At 62.8% G+C, this 22,754-nt stretch carries 23 protein-coding genes and 1 other RNA gene; 11 read left to right on the top strand and 13 right to left on the bottom strand.

The features are described from left to right. Window positions 1-7 precede the first annotated feature (7 nt). Both HV770_RS06600 and HV770_RS06595 read right to left on the bottom strand, forming a co-directional pair. Entirely contained in the window at window positions 8-1,168 is a 1,161-nt protein-coding gene (locus tag HV770_RS06600) for an ABC transporter substrate-binding protein (RefSeq protein ID WP_175158645.1), read from the bottom strand. A 35-nt stretch (window positions 1,169-1,203) separates the two neighbouring features. Next, complete coding sequence (locus HV770_RS06595) at window positions 1,204-2,145, bottom strand: CysB family HTH-type transcriptional regulator (RefSeq protein WP_175158644.1); 942 nt, start codon at window positions 2,143-2,145, stop codon at window positions 1,204-1,206. 220 nt (window positions 2,146-2,365) lie between these two features. Here HV770_RS06595 and HV770_RS06590 point away from each other — a divergent pair, with 220 nt between their 5' ends. The 6 genes from HV770_RS06590 (at window position 2,366) to cobA (ending at window position 8,623) form a co-directional block, all read left to right on the top strand. Further along, complete coding sequence (locus HV770_RS06590) at window positions 2,366-4,045, top strand: nitrite/sulfite reductase (protein WP_175158643.1); 1,680 nt, start codon at window positions 2,366-2,368, stop codon at window positions 4,043-4,045. Between the two features lie 22 nt (window positions 4,046-4,067). Then, complete coding sequence (locus tag HV770_RS06585) at window positions 4,068-4,607, top strand: DUF934 domain-containing protein (protein WP_175158642.1); 540 nt, start codon at window positions 4,068-4,070, stop codon at window positions 4,605-4,607. After that, complete coding sequence (locus HV770_RS06580) at window positions 4,604-5,350, top strand: phosphoadenylyl-sulfate reductase (RefSeq protein WP_175158641.1); 747 nt, start codon at window positions 4,604-4,606, stop codon at window positions 5,348-5,350. Before HV770_RS06585 ends, HV770_RS06580 begins: the two co-directional genes overlap by 4 nt. Window positions 5,351-5,469: 119 nt before the next feature. Next, a complete protein-coding gene (gene cysD / locus HV770_RS06575; protein WP_168664882.1) occupies window positions 5,470-6,432 on the top strand; it encodes a sulfate adenylyltransferase subunit CysD in 963 nt (320 codons plus the stop codon). A gap of 20 nt (window positions 6,433-6,452) precedes the next feature. Beyond that, complete coding sequence (locus HV770_RS06570) at window positions 6,453-7,769, top strand: sulfate adenylyltransferase subunit 1 (protein WP_175158640.1); 1,317 nt, start codon at window positions 6,453-6,455, stop codon at window positions 7,767-7,769. Between the two features lie 98 nt (window positions 7,770-7,867). Next, window positions 7,868-8,623 carry a uroporphyrinogen-III C-methyltransferase gene (gene cobA / locus HV770_RS06565; protein WP_175158639.1) on the top strand — a complete coding sequence of 252 codons (756 nt, stop codon included), beginning with the start codon at window positions 7,868-7,870 and terminating at the stop codon, window positions 8,621-8,623. A 116-nt stretch (window positions 8,624-8,739) separates the two neighbouring features. On the opposite strand, the gene HV770_RS06560 is transcribed toward cobA, so the two are convergent. From HV770_RS06560 to lptF, 4 genes are all read right to left on the bottom strand, one after another. Further along, complete coding sequence (locus HV770_RS06560; RefSeq protein ID WP_175158638.1) at window positions 8,740-9,192, bottom strand: hypothetical protein; 453 nt, start codon at window positions 9,190-9,192, stop codon at window positions 8,740-8,742. Window positions 9,193-9,868: 676 nt separating this feature from the next. Further along, window positions 9,869-10,249 (bottom strand): sirohydrochlorin chelatase, encoded by a 381-nt coding sequence (locus tag HV770_RS06555; protein WP_175158637.1) that lies wholly within the window; start codon window positions 10,247-10,249, stop codon window positions 9,869-9,871. 11 nt (window positions 10,250-10,260) lie between these two features. Further along, window positions 10,261-11,409, bottom strand: a complete 1,149-nt coding sequence (lptG, locus tag HV770_RS06550; RefSeq protein ID WP_175158636.1) for an LPS export ABC transporter permease LptG — start codon at window positions 11,407-11,409, stop codon at window positions 10,261-10,263. A gap of 3 nt (window positions 11,410-11,412) precedes the next feature. Beyond that, window positions 11,413-12,510 (bottom strand): LPS export ABC transporter permease LptF, encoded by a 1,098-nt coding sequence (gene lptF, locus HV770_RS06545; protein WP_168664888.1) that lies wholly within the window; start codon window positions 12,508-12,510, stop codon window positions 11,413-11,415. Between the two features lie 137 nt (window positions 12,511-12,647). On the opposite strand from lptF, the gene HV770_RS06540 reads away from it, so the two are divergent. From HV770_RS06540 to HV770_RS06530, 3 genes are all read left to right on the top strand, one after another. Continuing rightward, on the top strand, window positions 12,648-14,174 hold the full coding sequence (locus HV770_RS06540) for a leucyl aminopeptidase (protein WP_175158635.1): 1,527 nt from the start codon (window positions 12,648-12,650) through the stop codon (window positions 14,172-14,174). A 64-nt stretch (window positions 14,175-14,238) separates the two neighbouring features. After that, window positions 14,239-14,655, top strand: a complete 417-nt coding sequence (locus tag HV770_RS06535; protein ID WP_175158634.1) for a DNA polymerase III subunit chi — start codon at window positions 14,239-14,241, stop codon at window positions 14,653-14,655. 108 nt (window positions 14,656-14,763) lie between these two features. Next, entirely contained in the window at window positions 14,764-15,570 is an 807-nt protein-coding gene (locus HV770_RS06530; protein WP_175158633.1) for a DUF2486 family protein, read from the top strand. 72 nt (window positions 15,571-15,642) lie between these two features. On the opposite strand, the gene HV770_RS06525 is transcribed toward HV770_RS06530, so the two are convergent. After that, window positions 15,643-15,984, bottom strand: coding sequence for a c-type cytochrome (locus HV770_RS06525; protein WP_175158632.1), 342 nt, complete (start codon window positions 15,982-15,984; stop codon window positions 15,643-15,645). 180 nt (window positions 15,985-16,164) lie between these two features. Further along, window positions 16,165-17,838, bottom strand: a complete 1,674-nt coding sequence (ilvD, locus tag HV770_RS06520) for a dihydroxy-acid dehydratase (protein ID WP_175158631.1) — start codon at window positions 17,836-17,838, stop codon at window positions 16,165-16,167. Window positions 17,839-18,038: 200 nt separating this feature from the next. Here ilvD and HV770_RS06515 point away from each other — a divergent pair, with 200 nt between their 5' ends. Both HV770_RS06515 and lgt read left to right on the top strand, forming a co-directional pair. Beyond that, on the top strand, window positions 18,039-19,016 hold the full coding sequence (locus HV770_RS06515) for a LysR family transcriptional regulator (protein WP_175158630.1): 978 nt from the start codon (window positions 18,039-18,041) through the stop codon (window positions 19,014-19,016). A gap of 149 nt (window positions 19,017-19,165) precedes the next feature. After that, the gene (gene lgt / locus HV770_RS06510) at window positions 19,166-20,071 is read left to right on the top strand and encodes a prolipoprotein diacylglyceryl transferase (protein ID WP_121316763.1); all 906 of its coding nucleotides are present in this window, start codon (window positions 19,166-19,168) and stop codon (window positions 20,069-20,071) included. Window positions 20,072-20,184: 113 nt separating this feature from the next. Here the strand turns inward: lgt and HV770_RS06505 are convergent, their stop codons facing one another. From HV770_RS06505 to HV770_RS06485, 5 genes are all read right to left on the bottom strand, one after another. Continuing rightward, window positions 20,185-20,916, bottom strand: coding sequence for an SIMPL domain-containing protein (locus tag HV770_RS06505; protein ID WP_175158629.1), 732 nt, complete (start codon window positions 20,914-20,916; stop codon window positions 20,185-20,187). 197 nt (window positions 20,917-21,113) lie between these two features. Next, window positions 21,114-21,572 (bottom strand): EVE domain-containing protein, encoded by a 459-nt coding sequence (locus HV770_RS06500; protein ID WP_175158628.1) that lies wholly within the window; start codon window positions 21,570-21,572, stop codon window positions 21,114-21,116. 134 nt (window positions 21,573-21,706) lie between these two features. After that, window positions 21,707-21,888, bottom strand: a non-coding RNA gene (gene ssrS, locus HV770_RS06495) — 6S RNA. Window positions 21,889-22,003: 115 nt separating this feature from the next. Continuing rightward, a complete protein-coding gene (locus HV770_RS06490) occupies window positions 22,004-22,318 on the bottom strand; it encodes a cell division protein ZapA (RefSeq protein WP_121316766.1) in 315 nt (104 codons plus the stop codon). Then, window positions 22,315-22,671, bottom strand: a complete 357-nt coding sequence (locus HV770_RS06485; RefSeq protein ID WP_168664899.1) for an ATPase — start codon at window positions 22,669-22,671, stop codon at window positions 22,315-22,317. The genes HV770_RS06490 and HV770_RS06485 overlap by 4 nt, the downstream gene beginning before the upstream one ends. Window positions 22,672-22,754: the final 83 nt, after the last annotated feature.

Raw genomic sequence — 22,754 nt, 5'->3', positions numbered from 1 at the left:
CGTTTGCTTACTGGCTCAAATAAACAAACTTGCCGTTCTTGATGGTGCCCATCACGCTCGCGCGCTGATCCAGACCGACGTGGTCCTTCGGGCTCGTGTTCACCACCCCGTTCGGCACCACCAGTTCATGCGCATGCTCCAACGCGTCGCGCAATGCGACGCGGAACGCCGGCGTGCCCGGCTGCGCGGTCTTCAGCGCGCGCGCTACCGCGTCCTGCAAACGCGGATAGACGCCTGCCGCGTCGCCCGCGAACTGGGTCACGCTGCCTGCGCCGTACTTCGCTTCATACTCGTTGGTGAAGGCGAGCGCCGCTTTCTTCGCCGGATGATCGGCCGGCAGCGTGCGCGCGACCACCACCGGTTGGGTCGGGAACAGCGTGCCATCGACGTCCTTGCCGCCCAGCTTGATGAACTCGGGCGTGGCGATGCCGTGCGTCTGGTAAATCGGCCCCTTGTAGCCGCGTTCGATCAGCGTGCGCTGCGGCAGCACCGTCGGCGTACCGGCCCCGGCGATCAGGATCGCATCGGGCTTCGCGGCCATCAGCTTGAGAATCTGCCCAGTGACGCTCGCGTCCGTGCGGTTATAGCGCTCGGTCGCAACCAGCTGGATATGGCGCAGCGCCGCGAACTTGCTGAACTCGTTGAGCCAGCTCTCGCCGTAGCCGTCAGCGAACCCGATGAAGCCTACCGTCTTCACGTTGTGGTTGGCCATGTAGCGCGTCATCACGTCGGCCATCGCGCTGTCGGTCTGCGCCATCTTGTAGGCCCACACCTTCTTGCCTTCCTGCGGCTCGACCACGCTGGCCGAGCCGATCAGCGTGATCATCGGCGTCTGGCTTTCGGCGACCGGATCGAGCGCGGCCATCGCGGCCGGCGTGATGTTCGGGCCGACGATCACGTCCACGTGGTCCTCGTTGATCAGCTTGCGGATGTTGCGCACGGCCGCGCCCGGGTCGGACGCGTCGTCGAGGAAGATGTAGTCGGCTTTCTGGCCGGCGATCGTCGCGGGCCACATCAGCATCGCGTTCTTGCTGGTGATGCCGATCACGGCCGCAGGACCCGTGCTCGACAGATCGATGCCGACCTTGAGGTCGGCATGGGCTGCGGTGGCGAGCAATAGCGCGCCGAGAGCGGCAATGCCGCGAAGTTTGTTGTTATGCGACTTCATCGAGAAGGGTCTCCGTAGCAGGAAGCAGGGTGATATCAAAGTTCGTAGGTTTCGTGTTCGCCCTTGAGCGCCTGTTCGATCAGCTTGCGGTTCATGCTCGGCGACAGCAGTTCGACGAGCGTGTACACATAGCTGCGCAGATAGGCGCCTTGTTTGAGCGCGACGCGCGTCACGTTGCTGCCGAACAGGTGACCAACCGGCATCGCGCGCAAATGGCGGTCGCGCTCGGCGTTGAACGCGATATCCGCCATGATGCCGACGCCGAGGCCGAGTTCCACATAGGTCTTGATCACGTCGGCGTCGATCGCCTCCAGCACGATGTCCGGATGCAGCCCGCGCAGACGGAACGCCTCGTTGATCTTGGTGCGGCCGGCGAACGCGTTGTCGTACGTAATCAGCGGATACTGGGTCAGATCATCCAGTGCCAAAAGTTTGCGGTCGAGCAGCGGATGATCCGGCTGCATGACCGCGATGTGGTGCCACTGGAAGCAGGGCAGCGACACCAGTTCCTTATAGTTGGCGATCGCTTCGGTGGCGATCGCGAGATCGGCCTGGTCGTGCAGCACCATCTCGGCGACTTGGGTCGGGCTGCCTTGCAGGATTGAAAGGTGGACCTTGGGGAAACGTTTCTTGAATTCGGCGATCGCGGCCGGCAGCGAGTAGCGCGCCTGAGTATGGGTCGCAGCGATGACGAGATTGCCCTGATCCTGCGCCGCGTAATCCTTACCGACCCGCCTTAGACTCTCGACTTCCTGCAGGATCTTCTCGACTGACTGCAAGATGATGCGTCCCGGCTCGGTCAGCGAGCGCACGCGCTTGCCGTGCCGCGTGAAGATTTCGACGCCCAGCTCGTCCTCGAGCTCGATGATCGCCTTGGAAACGCCCGGCTGGCTGGTAAACAGCGCCTTCGCGGCTTCCGTGAGGTTGAAATTCTGCCGCACAGCCTCGCGGACGAAGCGGAATTGATGCAGGTTCATATATAACCTCTCCGCATATAAAAAGAATTTTTTAGTCGTTTGAAATATAAGGGGAGTTTATTACGATCTGTCCATCTTTTTCAATATGGATATCTGTATTTGTCATAAGCAAATAAGAGATGGGTCTAAACGCTCGTTTGCGGTTGCTGACCAAGACAGATATGCAAGGCGCGGCGGAACCGGACCGCCGTGTGTCACGCAAAAAAATTGGGGTCCCCGAATGTACCAATACGATCAGTACGACCAGACCATCGTCGATGAACGGGTCGCGCAATACGCCGATCAGGTTCGCCGCCGCTTGTCGGGCGAATTGAGCGAAGAGGAGTTCCGTCCGCTGCGCTTGCAGAACGGCCTGTACTACCAGCGCCACGCGTACATGCACCGTATCGCGATTCCGTACGGCAACCTGCGCAGCGACCAGATGCGCGTGCTCGCGCAGATCGCGCGTGAACATGACCGCGGCTACGGCCATTTCTCGACGCGCTCGAACATCCAGTACAACTGGATCAAGCTCGAAGAAACGCCGGAAATTCTGCGCAAGCTCGCCGCGGTGCAAATGCACGGCATTCAGACCTCGGGCAACTGCATCCGCAACATCACCGCCGACCAGTTCGCCGGCGTCGCGCCCGACGAAGTCGTCGATCCGCGTCCCTGGGCGGAAATCCTGCGTCAATGGTCGACGTTCCACCCGGAATTCGCGTGGCTGCCGCGTAAGTTCAAGATCGCCGTGTCGGGTTCGAAGGAAGACCGCGCGGCCGTGCAGATTCACGACATGGGCGTGTATCTGAAGAAGAACGAGCAGGGCGAGCTGGTAGCCGACATCCTGGCGGGCGGCGGCATGGGCCGCACGCCGATCATCGGCGCGATCATCCGCAAGGATTTGCCGTGGCAGCACCTGCTGACGTACTGCGAAGCGGTGCTGCGCGTGTACAACCGCTATGGCCGCCGCGACAACATGTACAAGGCGCGCATCAAGATTCTCGTGAAGGCGCTGAGCCCGGAGAAGTTCTCCGCGCAGGTCGAAGAGGAATGGCAGCACCTGAAGGACGGTCCTTCGACGCTCACGCAGGCTGAAGTGGATCGCGTGGCCCAGTACTTCCAGCCGCCGGTCTACGACAAGCTGCCAGACACGGACGCTTCGTTTGAAAACCATCTGCTGGAAAACCGCGCGTTCGCGCGGTGGGTCGAGCGTAACGTGCGGCCGCACAAGGTGTCGGGCTACGCATCGGTGACCTTGTCGCTGAAGCCGACCACGATCGCCCCGGGCGACGCGACGGACACGCAGATGGAAGCGGTCGCCGATTGGGCCGACGAGTATTCGCTCGGCGAAATCCGCGTGTCGCACGAACAGAACCTGATCCTTGCCAACGTCAAGAAGCGCGATCTGTTCGCGCTGTGGGAAAAGGCCAAGACGCAAGGTTTCGCGACGCCGAACATCGGCTTGCTGACCGACATCATCGCGTGCCCGGGGGGCGACTTCTGCTCGCTCGCGAATGCGAAGTCGATTCCGATCGCGCTGGCGATCCAGGAACGCTTCAACGATCTCGACTACGTGTACGACCTCGGCGACGTGTCGCTGAACATCTCGGGCTGTATCAACGCGTGCGGTCACCACCACGTCGGCAACATCGGCATTCTGGGCGTCGATAAGGACGGCTCGGAGTGGTACCAGGTGACGCTCGGCGGCGAGCAGGGCACGGGCGCCACCGGCGCGCACTTGGGCCGCGTGATCGGCCCGTCGTTCTCGGCGGAAGAAATGCCGGACGTGATGAGCAAGGTGATCGACACCTTCGTGGAAAACCGCCACGAGGGCGAGCGCTTCATCGAAACGTACAACCGCATTGGCATCGCCCCGTTCAAGGAACGTGTGTACGCCTCGCGTCAACCGGCTCACGCGTAACCGCGAAAAGGATACTAAACAGATGGCTTCTATCATCAAGAACCGCGCAATCGTCAACGATGACTGGACCGTTGTGCGTCCGGCGGAAGACGGCGCGCTGCCCGCGGTGAACGAATTGCCGGCCGGCAAAGTGCTGGTGCCGCTCGCGCTGTGGCAGGCCGAACGTGAAACGCTCGCTGCGTCGCGCAGTGCCGCCGAGATCGGCGTGTGGCTCGCGCCGGACAGCGAACCGGCGGATATCGTCGCCGACTTCGACAAGATTGCGCTGATCGCCGTGGATTTCCCGGTATTCCGCGACGGCCGTGGCTACAGCATCGGCCGCCTGCTGCGCGAACGTTATGGCTACAAGGGCGAACTGCGCGCGATCGGCGACGTGCTGCGCGATCAGATCACGTTCATGTTCCGTTGCGGCTTCGACGCCTATGCACTGCGCGCGGACAAGGACTTCAACGATGCGCTTAAGGCGTTCGACGAATTCAGCTTCAACTATCAGGGCGCGGTGAATTCGTCGCCGCTGTTCCGCCGCCGCGAGGCGGGCGAACTGCAAAAGGCGTCAGCATGAGCGACGCCCCCACGCTCACGCCGGAACTCGCCGCGAAGGTCGAGCGCCTCGATGCCCTGCTCGACTCGATCGCCGCGCGTCACGCGAATGTGAAGCTTGCCAGCAGCCTCGCAGCGGAAGACATGCTGCTCACGCACGCGATCCTCTCGCGCGGCGTGAAGATCGGTATCTTCTCGCTGAACACGGGCCGCTTGCATGCGGAAACGCTCGGTATGCTCGATCGCGTGAAAGAGCGCTATGGCTACGAGATCGAACAGTTCCATCCGCAGGCAGCGGCAGTCGAGGAATACATCGGCTCGCACGGGCTGAATGCGTTTTACGAAAGCGTCGATCTGCGCAAGCGTTGCTGCGAGATTCGCAAGGTCGAGCCGTTGAATCGCGCGTTGTCGGATGTCAGCGCCTGGGTGACGGGCCAGCGCCGTGAACAGTCGGTGACGCGTGCCGAACTGCACGCGGAAGAACACGATGCCGCGCGCGACATCGCCAAGTTCAATCCGCTGACGGACTGGACCGAAGCCGAGGTGTGGGATTACCTGAAAGCGTTCGACGTGCCGGTCAATCCGCTGCATGCGCGCGGTTATCCGAGCATCGGCTGCGAGCCGTGTACGCGCGCGATCCGTCCCGGCGAGGACAGCCGCGCAGGGCGCTGGTGGTGGGAGTCGCGCGATACGAAGGAATGCGGCCTGCACATCACGACGATTACCCCGATCCCGCTCGAACGCGGCGAAAACGCTTCGATCTGATATCTCGCTACACTGAGGGCAGGCTCCCGGTTTGAACGGGTTGAACGCCGCCCGGATCGACTTGAATACTTGTGCTCCGGCGGGCAACCGCTCGCCGGGCCATCAACGAAGGACCCGACATGAGCACCACGCTCGACTCCACTGTGAACGCTCCGCTTACCAACACGGCGAACCGTATGGATCATCTCGACTGGCTCGAAGCCGAGTCGATTCACATCCTGCGCGAACTGGTCGCCGAATGCAGCAAGCCCGCACTGTTGTTCTCGGGCGGCAAGGACTCGGTCGTGGTGTTGCACCTCGCGCTGAAGGCCTTCGGCATCGGGGCGAATCGCAAGACCGTGCTGCCGTTCCCGCTCGTGCATATCGACACCGGGCACAACTACGACGAAGTGATCGACTTCCGCGATCGCCGCGCGCAGGAGATTGGCGCGGAGCTAGTGGTGGGCCACGTCGAAGATTCGATCAAACGCGGCACCGTGCGTCTGCGCCGCGAAACGGATTCGCGCAACGCCGCGCAAGCGGTGACGTTGCTCGAAACCATCGAACAGTACGGCTATACCGCGCTGATCGGCGGTGCGCGCCGCGACGAAGAGAAGGCCCGCGCGAAAGAACGCATCTTCTCGTTCCGCGATGAGTTCGGCCAATGGGACCCGAAGGCGCAACGCCCCGAACTGTGGAGCCTGTACAACGCACGTCTGCATAACGGCGAACATCTGCGTGTGTTCCCGATCTCGAACTGGACCGAACTCGACGTGTGGCAGTACATCGCTCGCGAACAGCTCGAATTGCCGTCGATCTACTACGCGCACCAACGCGAGATCGTGCGCCGCAACGGCCTGCTCGTGCCGGTCACGCCGCTTACGCCGATGCGTGAAGGCGAGGTCAGCGAAAACGCGCAGGTGCGTTTTCGCACCGTCGGCGACATCAGCTGCACGTGCCCGGTGGAAAGCGATGCGGACGATATCGAGAAGATCATCGCCGAAACGGCCGTGACCGAAATCACGGAACGCGGCGCGACGCGGATGGACGATCAGGTCTCCGAAGCCGCGATGGAGCAGCGTAAGAAGCAAGGTTATTTCTAAGCACACGGGGTAAGACAATCATGAGCAGTATTCATCAACCAGAAGACCTCGGCGTGCTGCGTTTCATCACTGCGGGTAGCGTCGACGACGGCAAGAGCACGTTGATCGGCCGCCTGCTGTACGACAGCAAGGCCGTGTTGAGCGACCAGCTCTCGGCGCTGTCGCGCGCGAAGAACAAGCGCACCGTCGGCGATGAAATCGATCTGTCGTTGCTGACCGACGGCCTCGAAGCCGAACGCGAGCAGGGCATCACGATCGACGTCGCGTACCGTTACTTCGCTACCGCGAAGCGCAAGTTCATCATCGCCGACACGCCGGGCCACGAGCAGTACACGCGCAACATGGTGACGGGCGCGTCGACCGCGCACGCGGCGATCATTCTCGTCGACGCGACGCGCGTGACGTTCGTCGACGGTGTCGCGCAATTGTTGCCGCAAACCAAGCGTCATAGCGCGATCGTCAAGCTGCTCGGCTTGCAGCACGCAATCGTCGCAATCAACAAGATGGACCTCGTCGAGTACAGCGAGCAACGCTTCAACGAGATTCGTGACGCGTATGTCGAACTCGCGCGCCAACTGGGCCTGACCGACGTGCGCTTCGTGCCGGTGTCGGCGCTCAAGGGCGACAACATCGTGACGGCGAGCGAAAGCATGCCGTGGTACGCGGGCGAACCGCTGCTGGATTTGCTCGAAGCGCTGCCGGTCGAAGTGCCGACCGGTCAGGCGCTGCGCTTCCCGGTGCAATGGGTGGCGCGCCAGGACGGCAGCCAGGCCGACGATTTTCGCGGCTACATGGGCCGTGTCGAAGCGGGCGAAGTCAAGCTCGGCGATACGATCGTCGTGTTGCCGGCCAATCGCGAAGCAACGGTTGCCGAGATCATCGCGCCGGTGGTGGGCGGCACGGCAGCAGTGGATCGCGCGTTTGCGGGCCAGACGGTGACGATCCGTCTCGCGGAAGACGTCGACGTGTCGCGCGGCGACACCTTCGTGCTGCGTGAAGCGGCGCCGGAACCGGCGAAGAAGCTCGAAGCCGACCTGTGCTGGTTCGACGACACGCCGCTGTCGACGCAACGCAAGTATCTGTTGAAGCAGACCACCAACACGGTGTTCGCGCGAATCGGTGCGATCAAGGAAGTGCTCGACGTGCATACGCTGTCGCAGGCGACCGATCGCAAGGAACTCGCGATGAACGATATCGGCCGCGTGGCGCTGACGCTGCAGAAGCCGCTGGTATGCGACGTGTACGACTCGCATCAGGGCACGGGCGCATTCGTGCTGATTGACGAAGCGACCCACCACACCGTCGCGGCCGGGATGATCCGGGCGTTTTCGGCGTAAGCGGCGAGGGGCGGCCGGCGGCGCGATGCAGCGCTGCAGCGATGCGATGTGATGCGTCGTTGCTCGGCGCTGGCGCCCTAACCAACAGGTTGATGCAAATGGGAAAGGTTTATCTGATCGGCGCGGGGCCGGGAGCGGCGGACCTGATTACGGTGCGCGGCGCGCGGCTGCTCGGCGCCGCCGACGTCGTGCTGCACGACGCGCTGGTCGAGCCGGCCATGCTCGACTATGCGCCTTCGCACGCGAAGCGGATTGCGGTGGGCAAGCGTTGCGGGCAACTGTCGACGGCTCAGCAGTTCATCAACAAGCAGATCGTCGATGCTGCTTTGGAGCACGAGGTAGTGGTGCGTCTGAAGGGTGGCGATCCGATGCTGTTTGGCCGAGCCGATGAAGAAATGCGGGCGTTGGAGGAGGCGGGCATCGAGTATGAGGTGGTGCCGGGGATTACCGCGGCGCTCGCGAGTGCGGCTTCGCTGAAGCGGTCGTTGACGCTGAGGGGCGTGTCGCGCAGTGTGGCGCTGGCGACGTTCAGCCGTGCGCCCGGGTCCGATGAGATTCGCGAGCAGGTGAATGCGGATTCGCTCGTGTTTTACATGGGCCGCGATAGTGGGGTGGAGATCGCGCAACAACTGATCGATGCCGGGAAGCCGGTAACGACGCCAGTCGCGATCGTCGAGGCTTGCAGCACGGTGCGCGAGCGGATGTTGACGCTGACGCTCGAGGACTTGGCTGCGGGTGAGGCGCAACGGTGGGTGGACGCCTCGCAGCCGAGTTTGCTGATGATCGGCGAGGCGTTTGCTGAGCGACGGCAGGCGGTAGTGCGAATCGTGGATGGGATGTTGGTAGCGGCGTAGTTTGGCGTTGCCCGCACTGCGGGAGTGATCGGCGTTCGGCGACATCGCTTGCTACGGGAAAAGGCGCATTGATTGCGCCTTTTTTCACGTCTGGGGTCGGGCGCAGCGAGGTTGTGTCAATGTGCTGTAGCGATGGTCCGCGGGGTGGTTTTGAAGCGCACCTGCTTGATCTGCACGGCCTTGGATGCGCTGATCCGCTTGCGACTCTCTGATGCCGCCGTCGTCGCTTTTGCCAGGAGGTTTGCTGCGCGACGGGCGGTGATGCGGCTTTGAGGGATTCCCTTCGCATCCAGCGCGATGACCTGATACAACTCCAGGTCAGTCTCGACTTCTCGCTGGTACTCCTCACCGGTATCGATCAGCAGCCCCAGCAGTCTGCGCTGGCGGGATCTTTCGTCACGCGTCAGAGCGGGGCTTCTGTAGATCGATGCTGCGAGTGTGACCAGCTTGTCCAACTGGCTTATCTGTCGTTCGATGAGTCCGAAAGCGGATAGCGCGAGTTTTTCGTATTGGAGAGCGTCGACAGGTGGGCGCGAGGCGGTTCGAAAATGCTTAGCGGATTTACTCATGTGCGATCTCCCTGAAACTTGACTGGATCGCCCGACACTCGGGTGCAAGGGTGAGCGGGCACAGTGACAAGGTTGGCAGACTGGCTCACACCCACACCAGCAGACCCCAAAGGTCTCCTACGTCACGGCCCGCCCATAGAAGGACGTGCAGAAGCAGACGCGTTCTGCTGAGCCAAGGTTAGGTGTGAGAGGTGCAGGCTGCCAAGCCTGACCGTCGCTGTCTTGACGGCAGAATGAGTTTAAAACGTATCGCGTGGGGAGTGATTGCGTGGGCACGCTAAAGAGCGTGCGAAGCGAACATTTCTGAAATTTCCGAATGTCCGCATGAACGAAGGTCACCGCGCCGAGTAAAAATCTTCAGCGAAAAACGTAGGGGATGGTTGATGAAACACCGCGACGGCGCGCGCAGCGCCGCCGGAAGAATGACTGCGTTGTCACTGACGCGGAGTGTGCGGGAACGCAGATTCCAGATGCACCACTGCCCTCTCCAAGCTAGGGGACCCGCTTAAGAATTGGCGGTTTGAAGCCGCTTTCTTTGCTTACTTTCTTTGCGGCATGCAAAGAAAGTAAGTGCCGCCCCGCACAGGGGCAACACTAATAGACCGACGAGAATTCAAGGAAAGGCCAACGCCTTAAGAGCACTGCAAAAGCGCGTCGCAGAAAGACAAAACAAGCCTCAAACTAGCCGCAAACAATATTGCGCGACGGCATCGAGAACCGACTCCTCCTCACCTACAGCGACTGCGCATTTGATCTCAAGAGAGGGGTACAACGCCCGACACCGCTCGATGATCTCAGGCAAATCCTTCCTGACATGCCCACCTTGCCCAAAAAAAACGGGCACAACGGTGACCACATCACAGCCCTGAGCAACAAGCCCACCCACCGCGGTAGGCAAATCCGGGTTCATCAACTCGAGAAAGGCCAACATCACAGGCCCTGGCGCATCGCCAGAGCCACGCGCGGCCCGCAGCTTGTCAGCCAACCTCTCAAACGGCTCCCGCCACCGCACATCCCTCGCGCCATGCCCAAACAGAACCAACCCATGCATAGCCATGACGATAACCCCTAATGCCGGTCAACCCACTTCAACCCGACCAACCCAAGCACCAGATAAACGAGCCCAGGCGTAGCCGCAGTCAAAGGCGCAGGCCAGGTATTCAACGTCCCGATGTGCGAGAACAGCGTATTGAACAACTGGAAGCTCATGCCGAGCATAATCCCGCCGAACACCTTCACACCTACAACTCCCGCCCGCGTATGCAAATACGCAAACGGCAACGACAACACCAGCATCACGAACACCGCAAACGGATACAACACCTTGCGCCACAGCGCGATCTCGTAACGCTGGGTGTCCTGATGATTCTCGGTCAAATGCTGGATATAGCGGAACAGATTGAACATCGACATCCGATCTGGCGCCACGAGCAGCACCGACAGAATCTGCGGCGTCAATTCCGAGCGCAGCGAGTATTCCGGCAACGACACCTGCTTCGCGCGATACACCGGATTCAGCGCATCGGCCGGCGTGCCGGGAGGAGGGGGCACATCGATCAGTTGCGTATCGGTCACGCCCGTCAGTTGCCAGTGCCCCGGCGGCTGAAAGCGGCCACTCTGCGCGGTCCGCACGTTCGACAACCGGAACTTCGAATCGAACTCATAGATGCGCACGTTGGCGATCGTCGCGTCCGGCTTCAACTCGCCGACGTTCACGAAGCGCGTCACCTGCTCGCCGTCCGCGCGCGCGGTGAGCGTGTCCTTCACCCACACGCCCGACTGAAAGTTGGTCGACACCGACGAACCCAGCGCCTCGAGCCGCACCCGCTCGGACAACTGATCCGTGTACGGGCCGACCACTTCGCCGATCAGATACGTGAGGAACACGAGCGGAATGCCGATCTTCATCAGCGAGCGCAGCGCCCGATTGGTGGCGAGGCCGGACACGCGAAAAATCGTGTACTCGGAATTCGCCGCCATCTGCGCGAACACGTAGATCGCGCTGATCAATGCGGCGACCGGAATGATTTCGTAGAAGCGCGACGGCGTTTGCAACGCGACGCGCAGCACCGCGTACTGGAACTTGTAGTTGCCGTGCCCGATCGAGTTCAGTTCGTTGATCAGGTCGAAGAAGAAGAACAGACCCGAAAACGCAAACAGAATGAAGATGAACGTGAGATAGATCTGACGCGCGAAATACCTTTCATAGATGCGCATCGGTCAGGCTCCCTGCGAACGGCTGAACATGGCCCGCGTGAAGAGCGGGCGGTTGCGCACGCGCAGCCAGAAGATGAACGCGACGATCGCCGCCACGATGACGTGCAGGATCACCAGGCCCACCCCGAACGACATCTTGCCCTGCTCGATCCACGACTGCACCACGTTCAGCAGATTCGAATAGGTCAGATAGATCAGCACGGCCATCACCAGATTGATGGTGCGGCTGCGACGCGGATTCTGGTGCGCAAGCGGAATGGCGAGCAGCATCAGGTTGATCGCGATCAGCGGCAGCCCCGCGCGCCAAGCGAATTCCGCGAGGTTTTCTTTGGTCGGATTGCGCAGCAGCGTGAGCGTGGGCGTGCCGGTGGTAGTCGGCGTATTGACGACCGGCTGGCTCTGGATTTTCACGCCATAGCGCTCGAACTCCATGATGCGGAAGTCGGGATGGCCAGGCTCGCCGTCATAGCGCCGCCCGTTCTCGAGCACGACGAAGCGGTCGCCATTCTTGTGCGTCTCGGTATGGCCGAACTTCGACACCACCACGTTGACCTTGCCGCCTTCCGTGCTGGTGACGAACACGTTCTCCACGCGCCCCTGGTCGGGTGACATCTTCTCGATGAAGAACACCCGGTGGCTCGCAGCCGACTCGCGGAACTGGCCCGGCGCGAGCAGCGAGACCTCGTCGCGCTGCTGGAAGCGCGCGCGGATCAGCTTGCTCTGCTGGTTCGACCACGGCCAGCCGACGAACACGAAGAACATGATGAGGATGATGATCGGCGTGGCAAAAATACCGATGGGCTTGATGAATTGCGTGAGGCTCACGCCCGAGGACAGCCACACGACCATCTCGGAGTCTTTGTACCAGCGGGTGAGGACGAACAGGATCGACACGAACAGGGTCGCGACGAGCATGATCGCCAGATAGCCGATCACGGTCAGGCCGATCAGGACCAGCACGTCGCGCGGGTCGATCTCGCCTTGGGCCGCGAAGCCGACGATGCGGATCATCATCGTCGTCAGCACGAGCGTGAGGAGAACCATGAACACGGCACCAGCCGTATACGCGAGTTCGCGCTGGAGGGAGCGTTCGAAGATCATTATTGATGACGAGAGGGGGCGCTCTCAGAGACGCGCGGGTTCGTTCCCGTCACGCCTCCGGTGCAGCCGCCGCGGGAAAAATAGCGGATAATTGCGGCTTTCATCCTAAGCCCAGATTTTATCCGAGGACAAGCGCGATGGACTTTAGCATAAAAGCCTGTGATTGGACCAAAGGCTCGTCAAACGGTTTCCTGACCGGGAAGTCGGATTGCATAGTAATCGGTGTGTTCGAGTCGCAAACGCTCTCGGGCGCGGCGCTTGAGATCGACGAGGCCACCCGCGGCCTGCTGACCCGCATCATCAAGGCCGGAGACATGGACGGCAAGGCCGGCACCACGCTGTTCCTGCACGAAGTGTCGGGGATCGGCGCGTCGCGCGTGCTGCTGGTCGGCCTCGGCAAGCAGGATGCCTTCAGCCAGAAAGCTTACGGCGACGCCGTGCGGGCCGCATGGCGCGCGCTGCTGCCCACCAAGATCGTCCAGGTCACCTTCACGCTGGCCCAGTCGCCGGTGCTCGAGCGCGCCGCCGATTGGGGCGTGCGCGCCGCGATCCTCGCGCTGCGCGAGCTGACCTACAAGTTCACGCAGATGAAGAGCAAGCCGGACAACTCGGCGCGCGCGTTAAAGCGCATCGTCTTCAGCGTGAACACTGGCGACGAGAAAGCCGCCAAGCTGGCCGCGAAGCAGGGCGCGGCGCTCGCCAACGGGATGGACCTCACGCGCGACCTCGGCAACCTGCCGAGCAACGTCTGCACGCCGAGCTACCTCGCCAGCACCGCGAAGAAGCTCGCCAAGGACTGGAAGCTGAAGGTCGAAGTGCTCGGCGAGAAACAATGCGAAGCGCTCAAGATGGGCTCGTTCCTGTCGGTCACGGCCGGCTCGGTCGAACCGGCGCAGTTCATCGTACTGCAGTACCAGGGCGGCGCCGCGAAGGCCGCGCCGGTGGTGCTGGTCGGCAAGGGTGTCACGTTCGACACCGGCGGCATCTCGCTGAAACCGGGCGAGGGCATGGACGAGATGAAGTACGACATGTGCGGCGCCGGCTCGGTGCTGGGCACGTTGCGCGCGGTCGCCGAAATGGGCCTGAAGATCAACGTGGTCGGCATCATCCCGGCGGTCGAGAACATGCCGTCGGCCACCGCCACCAAGCCGGGCGACATCGTCACCAGCATGAAGGGCCTGACGATCGAAGTGCTGAACACCGACGCCGAAGGCCGCCTGATCCTGTGCGACGCGCTGACTTACGCCGAGCGCTTCAAGCCGGCCGCGGTGATCGACATTGCGACGCTCACGGGCGCGTGCATCATCGCGCTCGGCCATCACAACAGCGGCCTCTTCTCGAAAGACGACGCGCTCGCGGGCGAACTGCTCGACGCGTCGCGTGAAGCGTCCGACCCGGCCTGGCGTCTGCCGCTCGACGACGAGTATCAGGACCAGCTGAAGTCGAACTTCGCCGATATCGCCAACATCGGCGGCCGCCCGGCGGGCAGCGTCACGGCGGCCTGCTTCCTGTCGCGCTTCACGGACGCTTATCCGTGGGCGCATCTGGATATCGCCGGCACCGCGTGGAAGAGCGGCGCGGCGAAGGGCGCCACCGGCCGTCCGGTGCCGTTGCTCGCGCAGTTCCTGATCGACAGGGCCGATGACGGTCGCGCTGCACAATGACGCATTGCAGTAAGCCTGCGGGCGCAGTCACAACCGCCGAGGCAGAAGCAGGGAAGAGCCGCCGATGACGAGAATCGATTTTCACTCGAACGTCGGCGACTCGCTGCTGTATGCGTGCCGGCTGCTGCGCAAGGCGTATCAGGCGGGCCAGCCGACCATCGTGCTGGCCGAGCCTGCGCGCCTGGGGGCGCTCGACGAACAGTTGTGGACCTTCTCGCCGCTCGACTTCGTGCCGCACTGCATGGCCGGCACGCCGCTCGCCGCGCAAACCCCGATCGTGCTGACCTCGAGTCTCGACGACGTGCCGCATCACCAGATACTGCTCAATCTCGGGGCGACGGTGCCGGCGCAGTTCGCGCGCTTCGAAAGATTGCTGGAAGTGGTCGGTAACGCACACGAAGAACTCGTTGCGGGCCGCGAGCGATATCGCTTCTATCGCGATCGCGGCTATGCTTTGAACAACTACAAGCAAGGCAGTTAGGTTTCATCCGCCTGCATCGCGCCGGGTTCGTCGTGCGGAGTGGCATGACCGACGGTTGCGATTTGCTGGCATCCTGCTTCGGCTTCGACTCAAACACGGAGAGCGCACGTGTCCGACACCAACGATAATTCGATTCCGGTTCTGCACGAGATTCTCGCACCGGGCCGCGCGCCCCAGGCGCGTGAAGGAACCGCTGATGCACCGGCGGCTCAGCCGGCGCCGCCTGAACAATCCGACATGCCGCGGGAACCCGGTTTCAGGGCGGAACCCGCGCTTGCGCCGCAACCGGCGCAGGCGAACGAACCCGGCCTGACGCCGGAGCCTGCGTTGGCGCCGCAACCGGTGCTGGCGCCGGAGCAGACGCGCGCGCCGGAGCCGGTTCTTGCGCCAGAGCCTGCGCATGCGGCAGAACCCGCTTTCACGCCTGCCTCTTTGGCTCCCTCACAAGCCGCGCACCCAGCGGAGCCCGCGCTCGCACCGCAGCCGCAAGCGCTGCACGCGGTGGAGCACGCTCATCCCAAGAGGCGTTTGCGGCTGCATCACGGCACTGAGCACGAAGATCACGGGCATGTATCGCCGGGTGTTTTCGACCGAGCCGAACCGGGCGCGCCGCTCGAAGCGGGCACGATCGTGCCGCCGGACATCGCTCGCGAAACCTCAGTCGCCGCGCCACCGCAGCAGGATTTCGACGCGGACGCGATCGCCGAGCGCCTGCGCGGACGCTTCGCGGGTTTCCTGACGGGCGAGGGACGCGGCATCATCGAAGCGCGTTGCCATGATGCCTTGCAGGAGCACACCACGTTGCTCGTCAGCCAGATCACGCGCGAAGTGGCACTGACGCTGGAAACCGAAATGGCCGGCTGGGTGCGTGAAGCGGTGGAAGAGGAGATAACGCGGCGCGCGGGCCGCGGCTAGGCGTGCGCGGCGGATCATACAAGGCGGCGTCGAAGGACGCTCGCACCGGGCGCCCTCAATGCGGCGCCCGTTTCATTTGAGCGTCAGCACCCAGGCCGCCAGCGCGGCCGCCTGATCGGGCGTGAGTTGAGTATTCGCGGGCATCGGCACCGGACCCCACACGCCCGTGCTGCCATCCAGAATCTTGTGCTTCAGGTAAAGCGCGGCGTCTTCGTGTCCCGCATATTTCGCCGCGACCTCGTGCAGTGCCGGCCCCATGAAGGAGCGCGTGACCGAATGACAACTCATGCAGTTCTGCTGCTGGGCCAACACGAGACCGGCGGAGGCCGCGGCATGCGCCGCTGGACTGCCGGTGCTCAACGTGGCGCCCAGCATGACGGCTGCTGCGACCGCTGCATACGACATTGATTTCATTGTGGTCTCCGTCGGTGCAGGTGCCCGACTCGTGGTGCGAGCATTATAAAAGGAAAGGAGCGCACGTTTGCCGTGCGCCCCTTAGCGCTTTTACGTAGCGCTCGCAGACACTTTGCCGCCGTCAATGCCGCGTCGACCTTGCCCTGAGACCGGGCGGGCCGACAGTTCACGTGCGTGCGCTCAGCCCGTTACCGCGCCCCGGTTCGCCGGCTGTGCCAGCGCGAAATACTTCGCCAGCACGCCCCGCGTGTAACGCGGCTGCGGTTGCTGCCATGCGGCACGGCGGCGCTGCAATTCGGCATCGTCGACGTTCAGTTGCAGCAGCAGCTCGTGCGCGTCGATCGTGATCGAGTCGCCTTCCTGCACGAGAGCGATCGTGCCGCCCACGAACGCTTCCGGCGCGACGTGACCGACCACCATGCCCCACGTGCCGCCCGAGAAGCGGCCGTCGGTGATCAGGCCGACGGTTTCACCGAGACCTTTGCCGATGATCGCCGAGGTCGGCGCGAGCATTTCCGGCATGCCGGGGCCGCCCTTCGGGCCGAGGTAGCGCAGCACCACCACGTCGCCGGCGACGATCCTGTCGGCCAGAATCGCTTCCAGCGCACTTTGCTCGTCGTCGAAGACACGCGCGGGCCCCGTGATGACCGGGTTCTTCAGACCGGTGATCTTGGCGACTGCGCCGTCGAGGGCGAGGTTGCCCTTCAGGATCGCGAGATGGCCTTCCTTATACAGCGCCTTCTCGATCGGGAAAATCACCTGCTGATCCGCGCGCGGCTTGGCCGGCACGTCCTTGAGTTCTTCGGCCAGCGTCTTGCCGGTGATCGTGATGCAATCGCCGTGCAGCAGGCCCGCATCGAGCAGGATCTTCATGACTTGCGGGATGCCGCCGGCCTTGTGCAGATCGGTCGCGACGTATTGGCCCGACGGCTTCAGGTTGCAGATCACCGGCACTTTCTTGCGCATGCGCTCGAAGTCCTCGATCGACCATGCCACCTCGGCCGCGTGCGCGATCGCCAGATAGTGCAGTACTGCATTGGTCGAGCCGCCGGTCGCCATGATCAGCGCGACGGCGTTTTCAATCGACTTCTTCGTGATGATGTCGCGCGGCTTCAGGTCCTGTTTGACCGCTTCGACCAGCACGCGCGCCGATTCGGCGGCCGAGTCGACCTTTTCCTGATCCGGATTGGCCATCGTCGACGAATACAGCAGCGACATGCCGAGCGCCTCGAACGACGAGCTCATCGTGTTGGCGGTGTACATGCCGCCGCACGAGCCGGTGGACGGGCACGCGTTCTTCTCGATCCCTTCGAAATCCTCTGCCGACATCCGGCCCGCCGTGAATTCGCCGACCGCTTCGAACGACGATACGATGGTCAGGTCGGTCCCCTTCCAGTTGCCCGGACGGATCGTGCCGCCGTACACATAGATGCCCGGCACGTTCATGCGGGCGAGGCCGATCATGCCGCCCGGCATATTCTTGTCGCACCCGCCGATCACGACCACGCCGTCCATCCATTGACCTTGCACGCAGGTCTCGATGCAATCGGCGATCACTTCGCGCGACACGAGCGAGTACTTCATGCCCTCGGTGCCCATCGACATGCCGTCCGAAATGGTCGGCGTGCCGAAGATCTGCGGGTTCGCGTCGGCGCGCTTGACCGCGACCACCGCAGCGTCGGCCAGACGCTGCAGGCCGGCGTTGCAGGGCGTGATGGTCGAGTGGCCGTTGGCGATGCCGATCATCGGCTTGTCGAAATCGTCTTTCTGGTAGCCGAGCGCGTAGTACATCGAGCGGTTCGGCGAACGCGCCACGCCTTGCGTGATGTTCTTCGAACGACGGTTGTATGCCATGGGGGAATCTCCAATCTGTTTTGTTTTGAGCCGCGCTGCGTGCTGTATGCACTGCGATTTGCCGGTGCCGCCGGATTGGCCGCCTTGCTGCCGGCGCGCCAGTTCAGTGTAGTTCCGCAGCGTCGAGCAAGGATGCAGTTTTGCAAACCGCGTGTCCAATATATTATTCAGGCGCATTTAGGTCGTAAAATGTATTAATCATGCTGCCTGCCGTTCCCGACCTGCGCCAGTTGCGCTATTTCGTCACCGTCGCCGAAGAAATGCACTTCGGGCGCGCGGCTACGCGCCTCGCGATGACCCAGCCGCCGTTGTCGCAGGCGATTCGCGCGCTCGAACAGACGCTCGGCGTCGAGCTGTTCGCGCGCACCAAGCGCTCGGTCGAACTGACCCCAGTCGGCGCGGATCTGCTGCCCGAGGTGCGGCGCCTGCTGGCGAGCGCCGAGGGCTTGCGACCGCTCGCGCAGAGCCTCGCGCGCGGCGAGGCCGGGATGTTGTCGCTGGCGTTCGTGTCCACCGCGGACTACGGCTTGCTGCCCCCGCTGCTGCGGGATTTCGGCGCGCGCTATCCGCGGGTGCGGCTCGAACTGACCGAGGCCACCAGCGATGTGCAACTGGACGAGCTGACGGCCGGCCGCATCGACGCCGGCCTCGTGATCGCGCCGCTGCCGTCGCGTCACGCCGCGCAGCTCGCGTGGCTGCCGATCGTGCGCGAGCCGCTGGTGATCGCGATGTCGGCGGACATGGCGGAGCAGGTGAGCCACGCCACCGGCTCGGACCCGCGCGCCGAATGGCTCGACACGCCGATCAGCCTGCGCGATGTCGGCGACATGCCGCTCGTGATCTTCCCCAGACGTCTGGCGCCAGGCTTTTATGACATCATTATGGATTGCTACGGCGTCGCGGGCCTCGCACCACGGATCGGCCAGGAGGCGATCCAGATGCAGACCATCGTCAGCCTCGTGTCGGCCGGCATGGGCGTCGCACTGGTGCCGCAATCGTTACGTAATCTGCGCCGCACGGGTGTCGTGTACCGGCCCCTGTCCGAGTCGGTGCCCGCGATTGAGACGGGGCTCGCGTGGCGCACCGACGAGGTGAGTCCGGTGCTTGCCGGTTTCATCGACATCGTGCGCGCGTATGCCGCGACCGTCGGCGCGCAGGGTCTCGCGCCAGGTGATTAACGGCGCCGCGGCGAACGCATCGCGGCCCGCACCGTCCAATGCATGCGCCGGATAATGCGCGAACCGCTGACGAACGACTAACCAGCCGCACGCAATCCGGCCGATTACACCAACCCCGCTTCTGAACCTGAACTGCCCATAACAACACGATGCTCATTCATCCGAATTTCGACCCTGTGGCCATTCATCTGGGGCCGCTCGCCGTGCGCTGGTATGGACTGATGTACCTCGTCGCATTCATCGCGGCGATCGTCGTCGGCCGGTTGCGGCTGCGTTTGCCGTTTGTCGCGGCGCAAGGCTGGACCGTCAGGGATATCGACGACATGCTGTTCTACGGCGTGCTGGGTACGATCCTCGGCGGCCGGCTCGGCTATGTGCTGTTCTACAAGGCGAGCTTTTATTTCGCGCATCCGCTCGACATCTTCAAGGTGTGGGAGGGCGGCATGTCGTTCCACGGCGGCTTCCTCGGCGTGACGCTGGCGATGGTGCTGTTCGCGTATCAGCGCAAACGCTCGTGGCTGCAGGTCACCGACTTCGTCGCGCCGATGGTGCCCACCGGGCTCGCGGCAGGGCGCCTCGGCAATTTCATCAACGGCGAGTTGTGGGGGCGCGTGACCGATCCGTCCGCGCCGTGGGCGATGCTGTTTCCCGGCGCCGCGCCCGACGATGCCACCTGGCTCGCCGCGCATCCGCAACTGGCCGCGCAATGGCATCTGAACGAGGTGTTCGCGCAATATCACATGCTGCCGCGGCATCCGTCGGAGCTGTATGAGATCGCGCTCGAAGGCGTCGCACTGTTCTTCGTGCTGTTCTTCTTCTCGCGCAAACCGAAGCCGCTGGGCGCGATTTCCGCGGTGTTCCTGATCGGCTACGGCCTCGCGCGCTTCACGGTCGAATTCGCCCGTGAGCCGGACGACTTCCTCGGACTGCTGGCGATGGGCCTGTCGATGGGCCAATGGCTGTCGCTGCCGATGATCCTCGCGGGCATCGGCATGCTGGTGTGGTCGTATCGCCGTGCGCGCCGTGAGCCGGCGCAGGCGGTCAACGCAAGCTGAGCGCTACGGTTTGTCGTCGCGAGCGCATGATGAAAAAACGCCACGGCATGCCGTGGCGTTTTCTTGTGCAGCACGAGAAATGCCAAGCGCGCAAACGCGGCCGCGCGCTAACGTTACTTCATCTGCACCGAGCCCGATACGTTGACCGTCACCGTCGACGTGCCGCCTTCGAGCGGCATCGGCGCCATGGTCTTCGCGTCGGCGCTCATGGCGCGCGCGCTCATCATCATCATCGGACGGGGCATCACGCCGCCGTGATTCACGTTGACCTCGCGAATCGAATAGCCGCTGAAGCCGAATGCCTGCGCCGACGACGCAGCCTGATCGCGGAACGACCGGATCGCTTCGCCGGTGAGCTTTTGCTCGGCGGCGCGTTGCGCTTGCGGCGACAGCGAGAACTGCACGTTGCCGACCTGCATGACCGCGGCCATTTGTCCCGCGAGCTTCGACGCCGCGGCGAAGTCGTGCGATTCGAGCACGACCTCCGTGCGGCCGCGCCATGCGGAAATGCGCCCGTCACGATCGGTGGACGGGAAGATGGCGAACGAACCCGTGCGGGCCGTTACGCCGCTGACGCCTCGCGCTTTCTGCAACGCCGCGTCGGCGCGCTGATTCAGCGTGGCGGTGAGCGCGGACGGGTCGCTCGCTTCCTGCTCATAAAACAGCGTGATATCGACGACGTCCTGCGGAATTTCCGCGCTGGCCTGAGCGTTCAGCGACAGCACGCCCGATGGCTGGGCCTGCATGACGCCCTGCGCGCGAGCCATGACCGGGGTGAGCGCGAGCGCGACAGGCGCGGTGCAGACGAGAGCGAGTGCGAGTGCCCGTGCGGTTTTTTTCGACATTGCTGGACTCCTAGCTTGAACAGGGGTGTTGCACGATTGGCGCGAACGCCATGCAGCGGTGGCATGACGTTTGCGGGCTCGTTTGTGCGCCTGTTAGGCGCTTGTAACCGGAGCTTGGTTCCCTGATTACTGCGGGCGGTCAGTCGCGACGGCTCGTCGAAGCACGGCGTTCGACGTTTCCCGAGGTGAGCGAGCCTTCAAGCGAGCCGCGTGGTGATGAAGCGCCATTCGGCTTCGGTCACGGGCGTGATCGACAGGCGATTGCCTTTGGCGAGCACGCGCATGTCCTGCAGTTCCGGATGCTCGCGCAGCGCGGCCAGCGGAATCAGCGGGATTTTCTTCTTGAACACCACGTCGACCAGCACCCAGCGCGGCGTTTCCTGCGACGACTTCGCGTCGTAGTACGGACTCTTTTTATCGAACTGGGTCGGGTCCGGATACGCGGTGGACGACACTTGCGCGAGCCCCGCAATGCCGGGTTCAGGGCAACTCGAGTGATAGAACAGCACGCCGTCGCCGACCTGCATCATGTCGCGCATGAAGTTACGCGCCTGATAGTTGCGCACGCCGGTCCACGGCAACGTGCGGTGTGGTGCGTGGGCGAGATGGTCGATGCTCGCCTCGTCCGGTTCGGACTTCATTAGCCAGTAGCGCATGAATCGAATTGAACGTTAAGGGTTGGACGATGTGAAAAAAATCGAAGCCGATGAGGCGAGGCGCGCTCACAGACACGCCGGCGGACGCACAAAGAAAAAACGGCATCGAACCGAAGTCCGATGCCGTTCTAGATAAGGTCCCCGCCTTAGCCGCTAGGCCGGCATCCTGAACCGGGGGTTCAGAATTGGTCGCAGTTAGCAACACTTCGGGTACATCAGACAGAGTGACGCGCACACCCGTGCTACAAATTTCCGCAACCGTGCACATGGCATTGGTTCAAGGAATATATGACCTTGGCGAACCAGGCAGGGAAGCTAAACCGATGAAGCTTAAACGATAGAACTCAAACGTTTGCGGAGACCTGGCTCATGCACCTGCTTTTAACTTCGCTTCGTTTGAATTCGTGGCAGATCTCAGGACCGGCCGATACTTACTGCATGCTGTACTGCTCAATCACAGTACCCAGTTGTTCGTTCATTTGCTGCATTGTACGCCGGATTTCCTCAGCGGGAAATGCTTCTCCGTGCCGTACGCTCGATTGCAGCTTAAGCAGTTCCGATGCCAGCGACAGCGCAGCCATGACAGCAATGCGGTCCGTGCCGCGCACGTTGCTGTTATTGCGGATCTTCGACATTTCGGCGTCGACGCGTGCCACCGCTTCGAGCAGCGCGCCTTCCGTTTCCGGCGAGCACGCGAGGCGATAGGGCACGTCGAGAATCGATACTTCGATCTGCTTGGCGGTCATGCGTTTTCTCCGTGGCGGGTAACCTCGCTCTGCGCGTCGGCGGTGTCCTGAACCGGCTCGAGCAGATCGAGCTGGTTGTCAGGTTCGCTGCTCGCGCGGGCCCGCGGCAGTTTCTCGAGAATCGCATTCAGGCGCACCTGAGCGTCGTCGATCTTGGCGGACAGCGTGTCGCGCTCCGCTTGCAGTGCATCGCGCTCCTCGCGCAGCAGCGCAAGTTCCGTGCGCGTGGCTTCCGCTTCGGCACGCGATTGGGCGAGTTGCTCTTCGAGCGCGAGCCGCGCTTCGTTGTGGCGCTGGCTGATCGCAATCAGCTTGCCGATATTCTGTGAGAGTGATTCGAGTTCGGTGAGCATGTGCTGCGTCCTCTAAAGACATCGCATTTTAGCGCGGAATATTGCAGGTTCCGACAATTGTCTCGTTTCGAGACGTAACAACA

Origin of the sequence: Paraburkholderia fynbosensis (assembly GCF_902859935.1) — a bacterium.
GTDB classification, from domain to species: Bacteria; Pseudomonadota; Gammaproteobacteria; order Burkholderiales; family Burkholderiaceae; genus Paraburkholderia; species Paraburkholderia fynbosensis.
The sequence above is the reverse complement of the archived record's forward strand: the minus strand, read 5'-3'. Positions and strand labels throughout refer to the sequence as shown.

Coding starts and splice junctions, on each gene's coding strand:
- HV770_RS06600 (WP_175158645.1), bottom strand. CDS start 1,168: ATGAAGTCGCATAACAACAAACTTCGCGGCATTGCCGCTCTCGGCGCG.
- HV770_RS06595 (WP_175158644.1), bottom strand. CDS start 2,145: ATGAACCTGCATCAATTCCGCTTCGTCCGCGAGGCTGTGCGGCAGAAT.
- HV770_RS06590 (WP_175158643.1), top strand. CDS start 2,366: ATGTACCAATACGATCAGTACGACCAGACCATCGTCGATGAACGGGTC.
- HV770_RS06585 (WP_175158642.1), top strand. CDS start 4,068: ATGGCTTCTATCATCAAGAACCGCGCAATCGTCAACGATGACTGGACC.
- HV770_RS06580 (WP_175158641.1), top strand. CDS start 4,604: ATGAGCGACGCCCCCACGCTCACGCCGGAACTCGCCGCGAAGGTCGAG.
- cysD (WP_168664882.1), top strand. CDS start 5,470: ATGAGCACCACGCTCGACTCCACTGTGAACGCTCCGCTTACCAACACG.
- HV770_RS06570 (WP_175158640.1), top strand. CDS start 6,453: ATGAGCAGTATTCATCAACCAGAAGACCTCGGCGTGCTGCGTTTCATC.
- cobA (WP_175158639.1), top strand. CDS start 7,868: ATGGGAAAGGTTTATCTGATCGGCGCGGGGCCGGGAGCGGCGGACCTG.
- HV770_RS06560 (WP_175158638.1), bottom strand. CDS start 9,192: ATGAGTAAATCCGCTAAGCATTTTCGAACCGCCTCGCGCCCACCTGTC.
- HV770_RS06555 (WP_175158637.1), bottom strand. CDS start 10,249: ATGGCTATGCATGGGTTGGTTCTGTTTGGGCATGGCGCGAGGGATGTG.
- lptG (WP_175158636.1), bottom strand. CDS start 11,409: ATGCGCATCTATGAAAGGTATTTCGCGCGTCAGATCTATCTCACGTTC.
- lptF (WP_168664888.1), bottom strand. CDS start 12,510: ATGATCTTCGAACGCTCCCTCCAGCGCGAACTCGCGTATACGGCTGGT.
- HV770_RS06540 (WP_175158635.1), top strand. CDS start 12,648: ATGGACTTTAGCATAAAAGCCTGTGATTGGACCAAAGGCTCGTCAAAC.
- HV770_RS06535 (WP_175158634.1), top strand. CDS start 14,239: ATGACGAGAATCGATTTTCACTCGAACGTCGGCGACTCGCTGCTGTAT.
- HV770_RS06525 (WP_175158632.1), bottom strand. CDS start 15,984: ATGAAATCAATGTCGTATGCAGCGGTCGCAGCAGCCGTCATGCTGGGC.
- ilvD (WP_175158631.1), bottom strand. CDS start 17,838: ATGGCATACAACCGTCGTTCGAAGAACATCACGCAAGGCGTGGCGCGT.
- HV770_RS06515 (WP_175158630.1), top strand. CDS start 18,039: ATGCTGCCTGCCGTTCCCGACCTGCGCCAGTTGCGCTATTTCGTCACC.
- lgt (WP_121316763.1), top strand. CDS start 19,166: ATGCTCATTCATCCGAATTTCGACCCTGTGGCCATTCATCTGGGGCCG.
- HV770_RS06505 (WP_175158629.1), bottom strand. CDS start 20,916: ATGTCGAAAAAAACCGCACGGGCACTCGCACTCGCTCTCGTCTGCACC.
- HV770_RS06500 (WP_175158628.1), bottom strand. CDS start 21,572: ATGCGCTACTGGCTAATGAAGTCCGAACCGGACGAGGCGAGCATCGAC.
- HV770_RS06490 (WP_121316766.1), bottom strand. CDS start 22,318: ATGACCGCCAAGCAGATCGAAGTATCGATTCTCGACGTGCCCTATCGC.
- HV770_RS06485 (WP_168664899.1), bottom strand. CDS start 22,671: ATGCTCACCGAACTCGAATCACTCTCACAGAATATCGGCAAGCTGATT.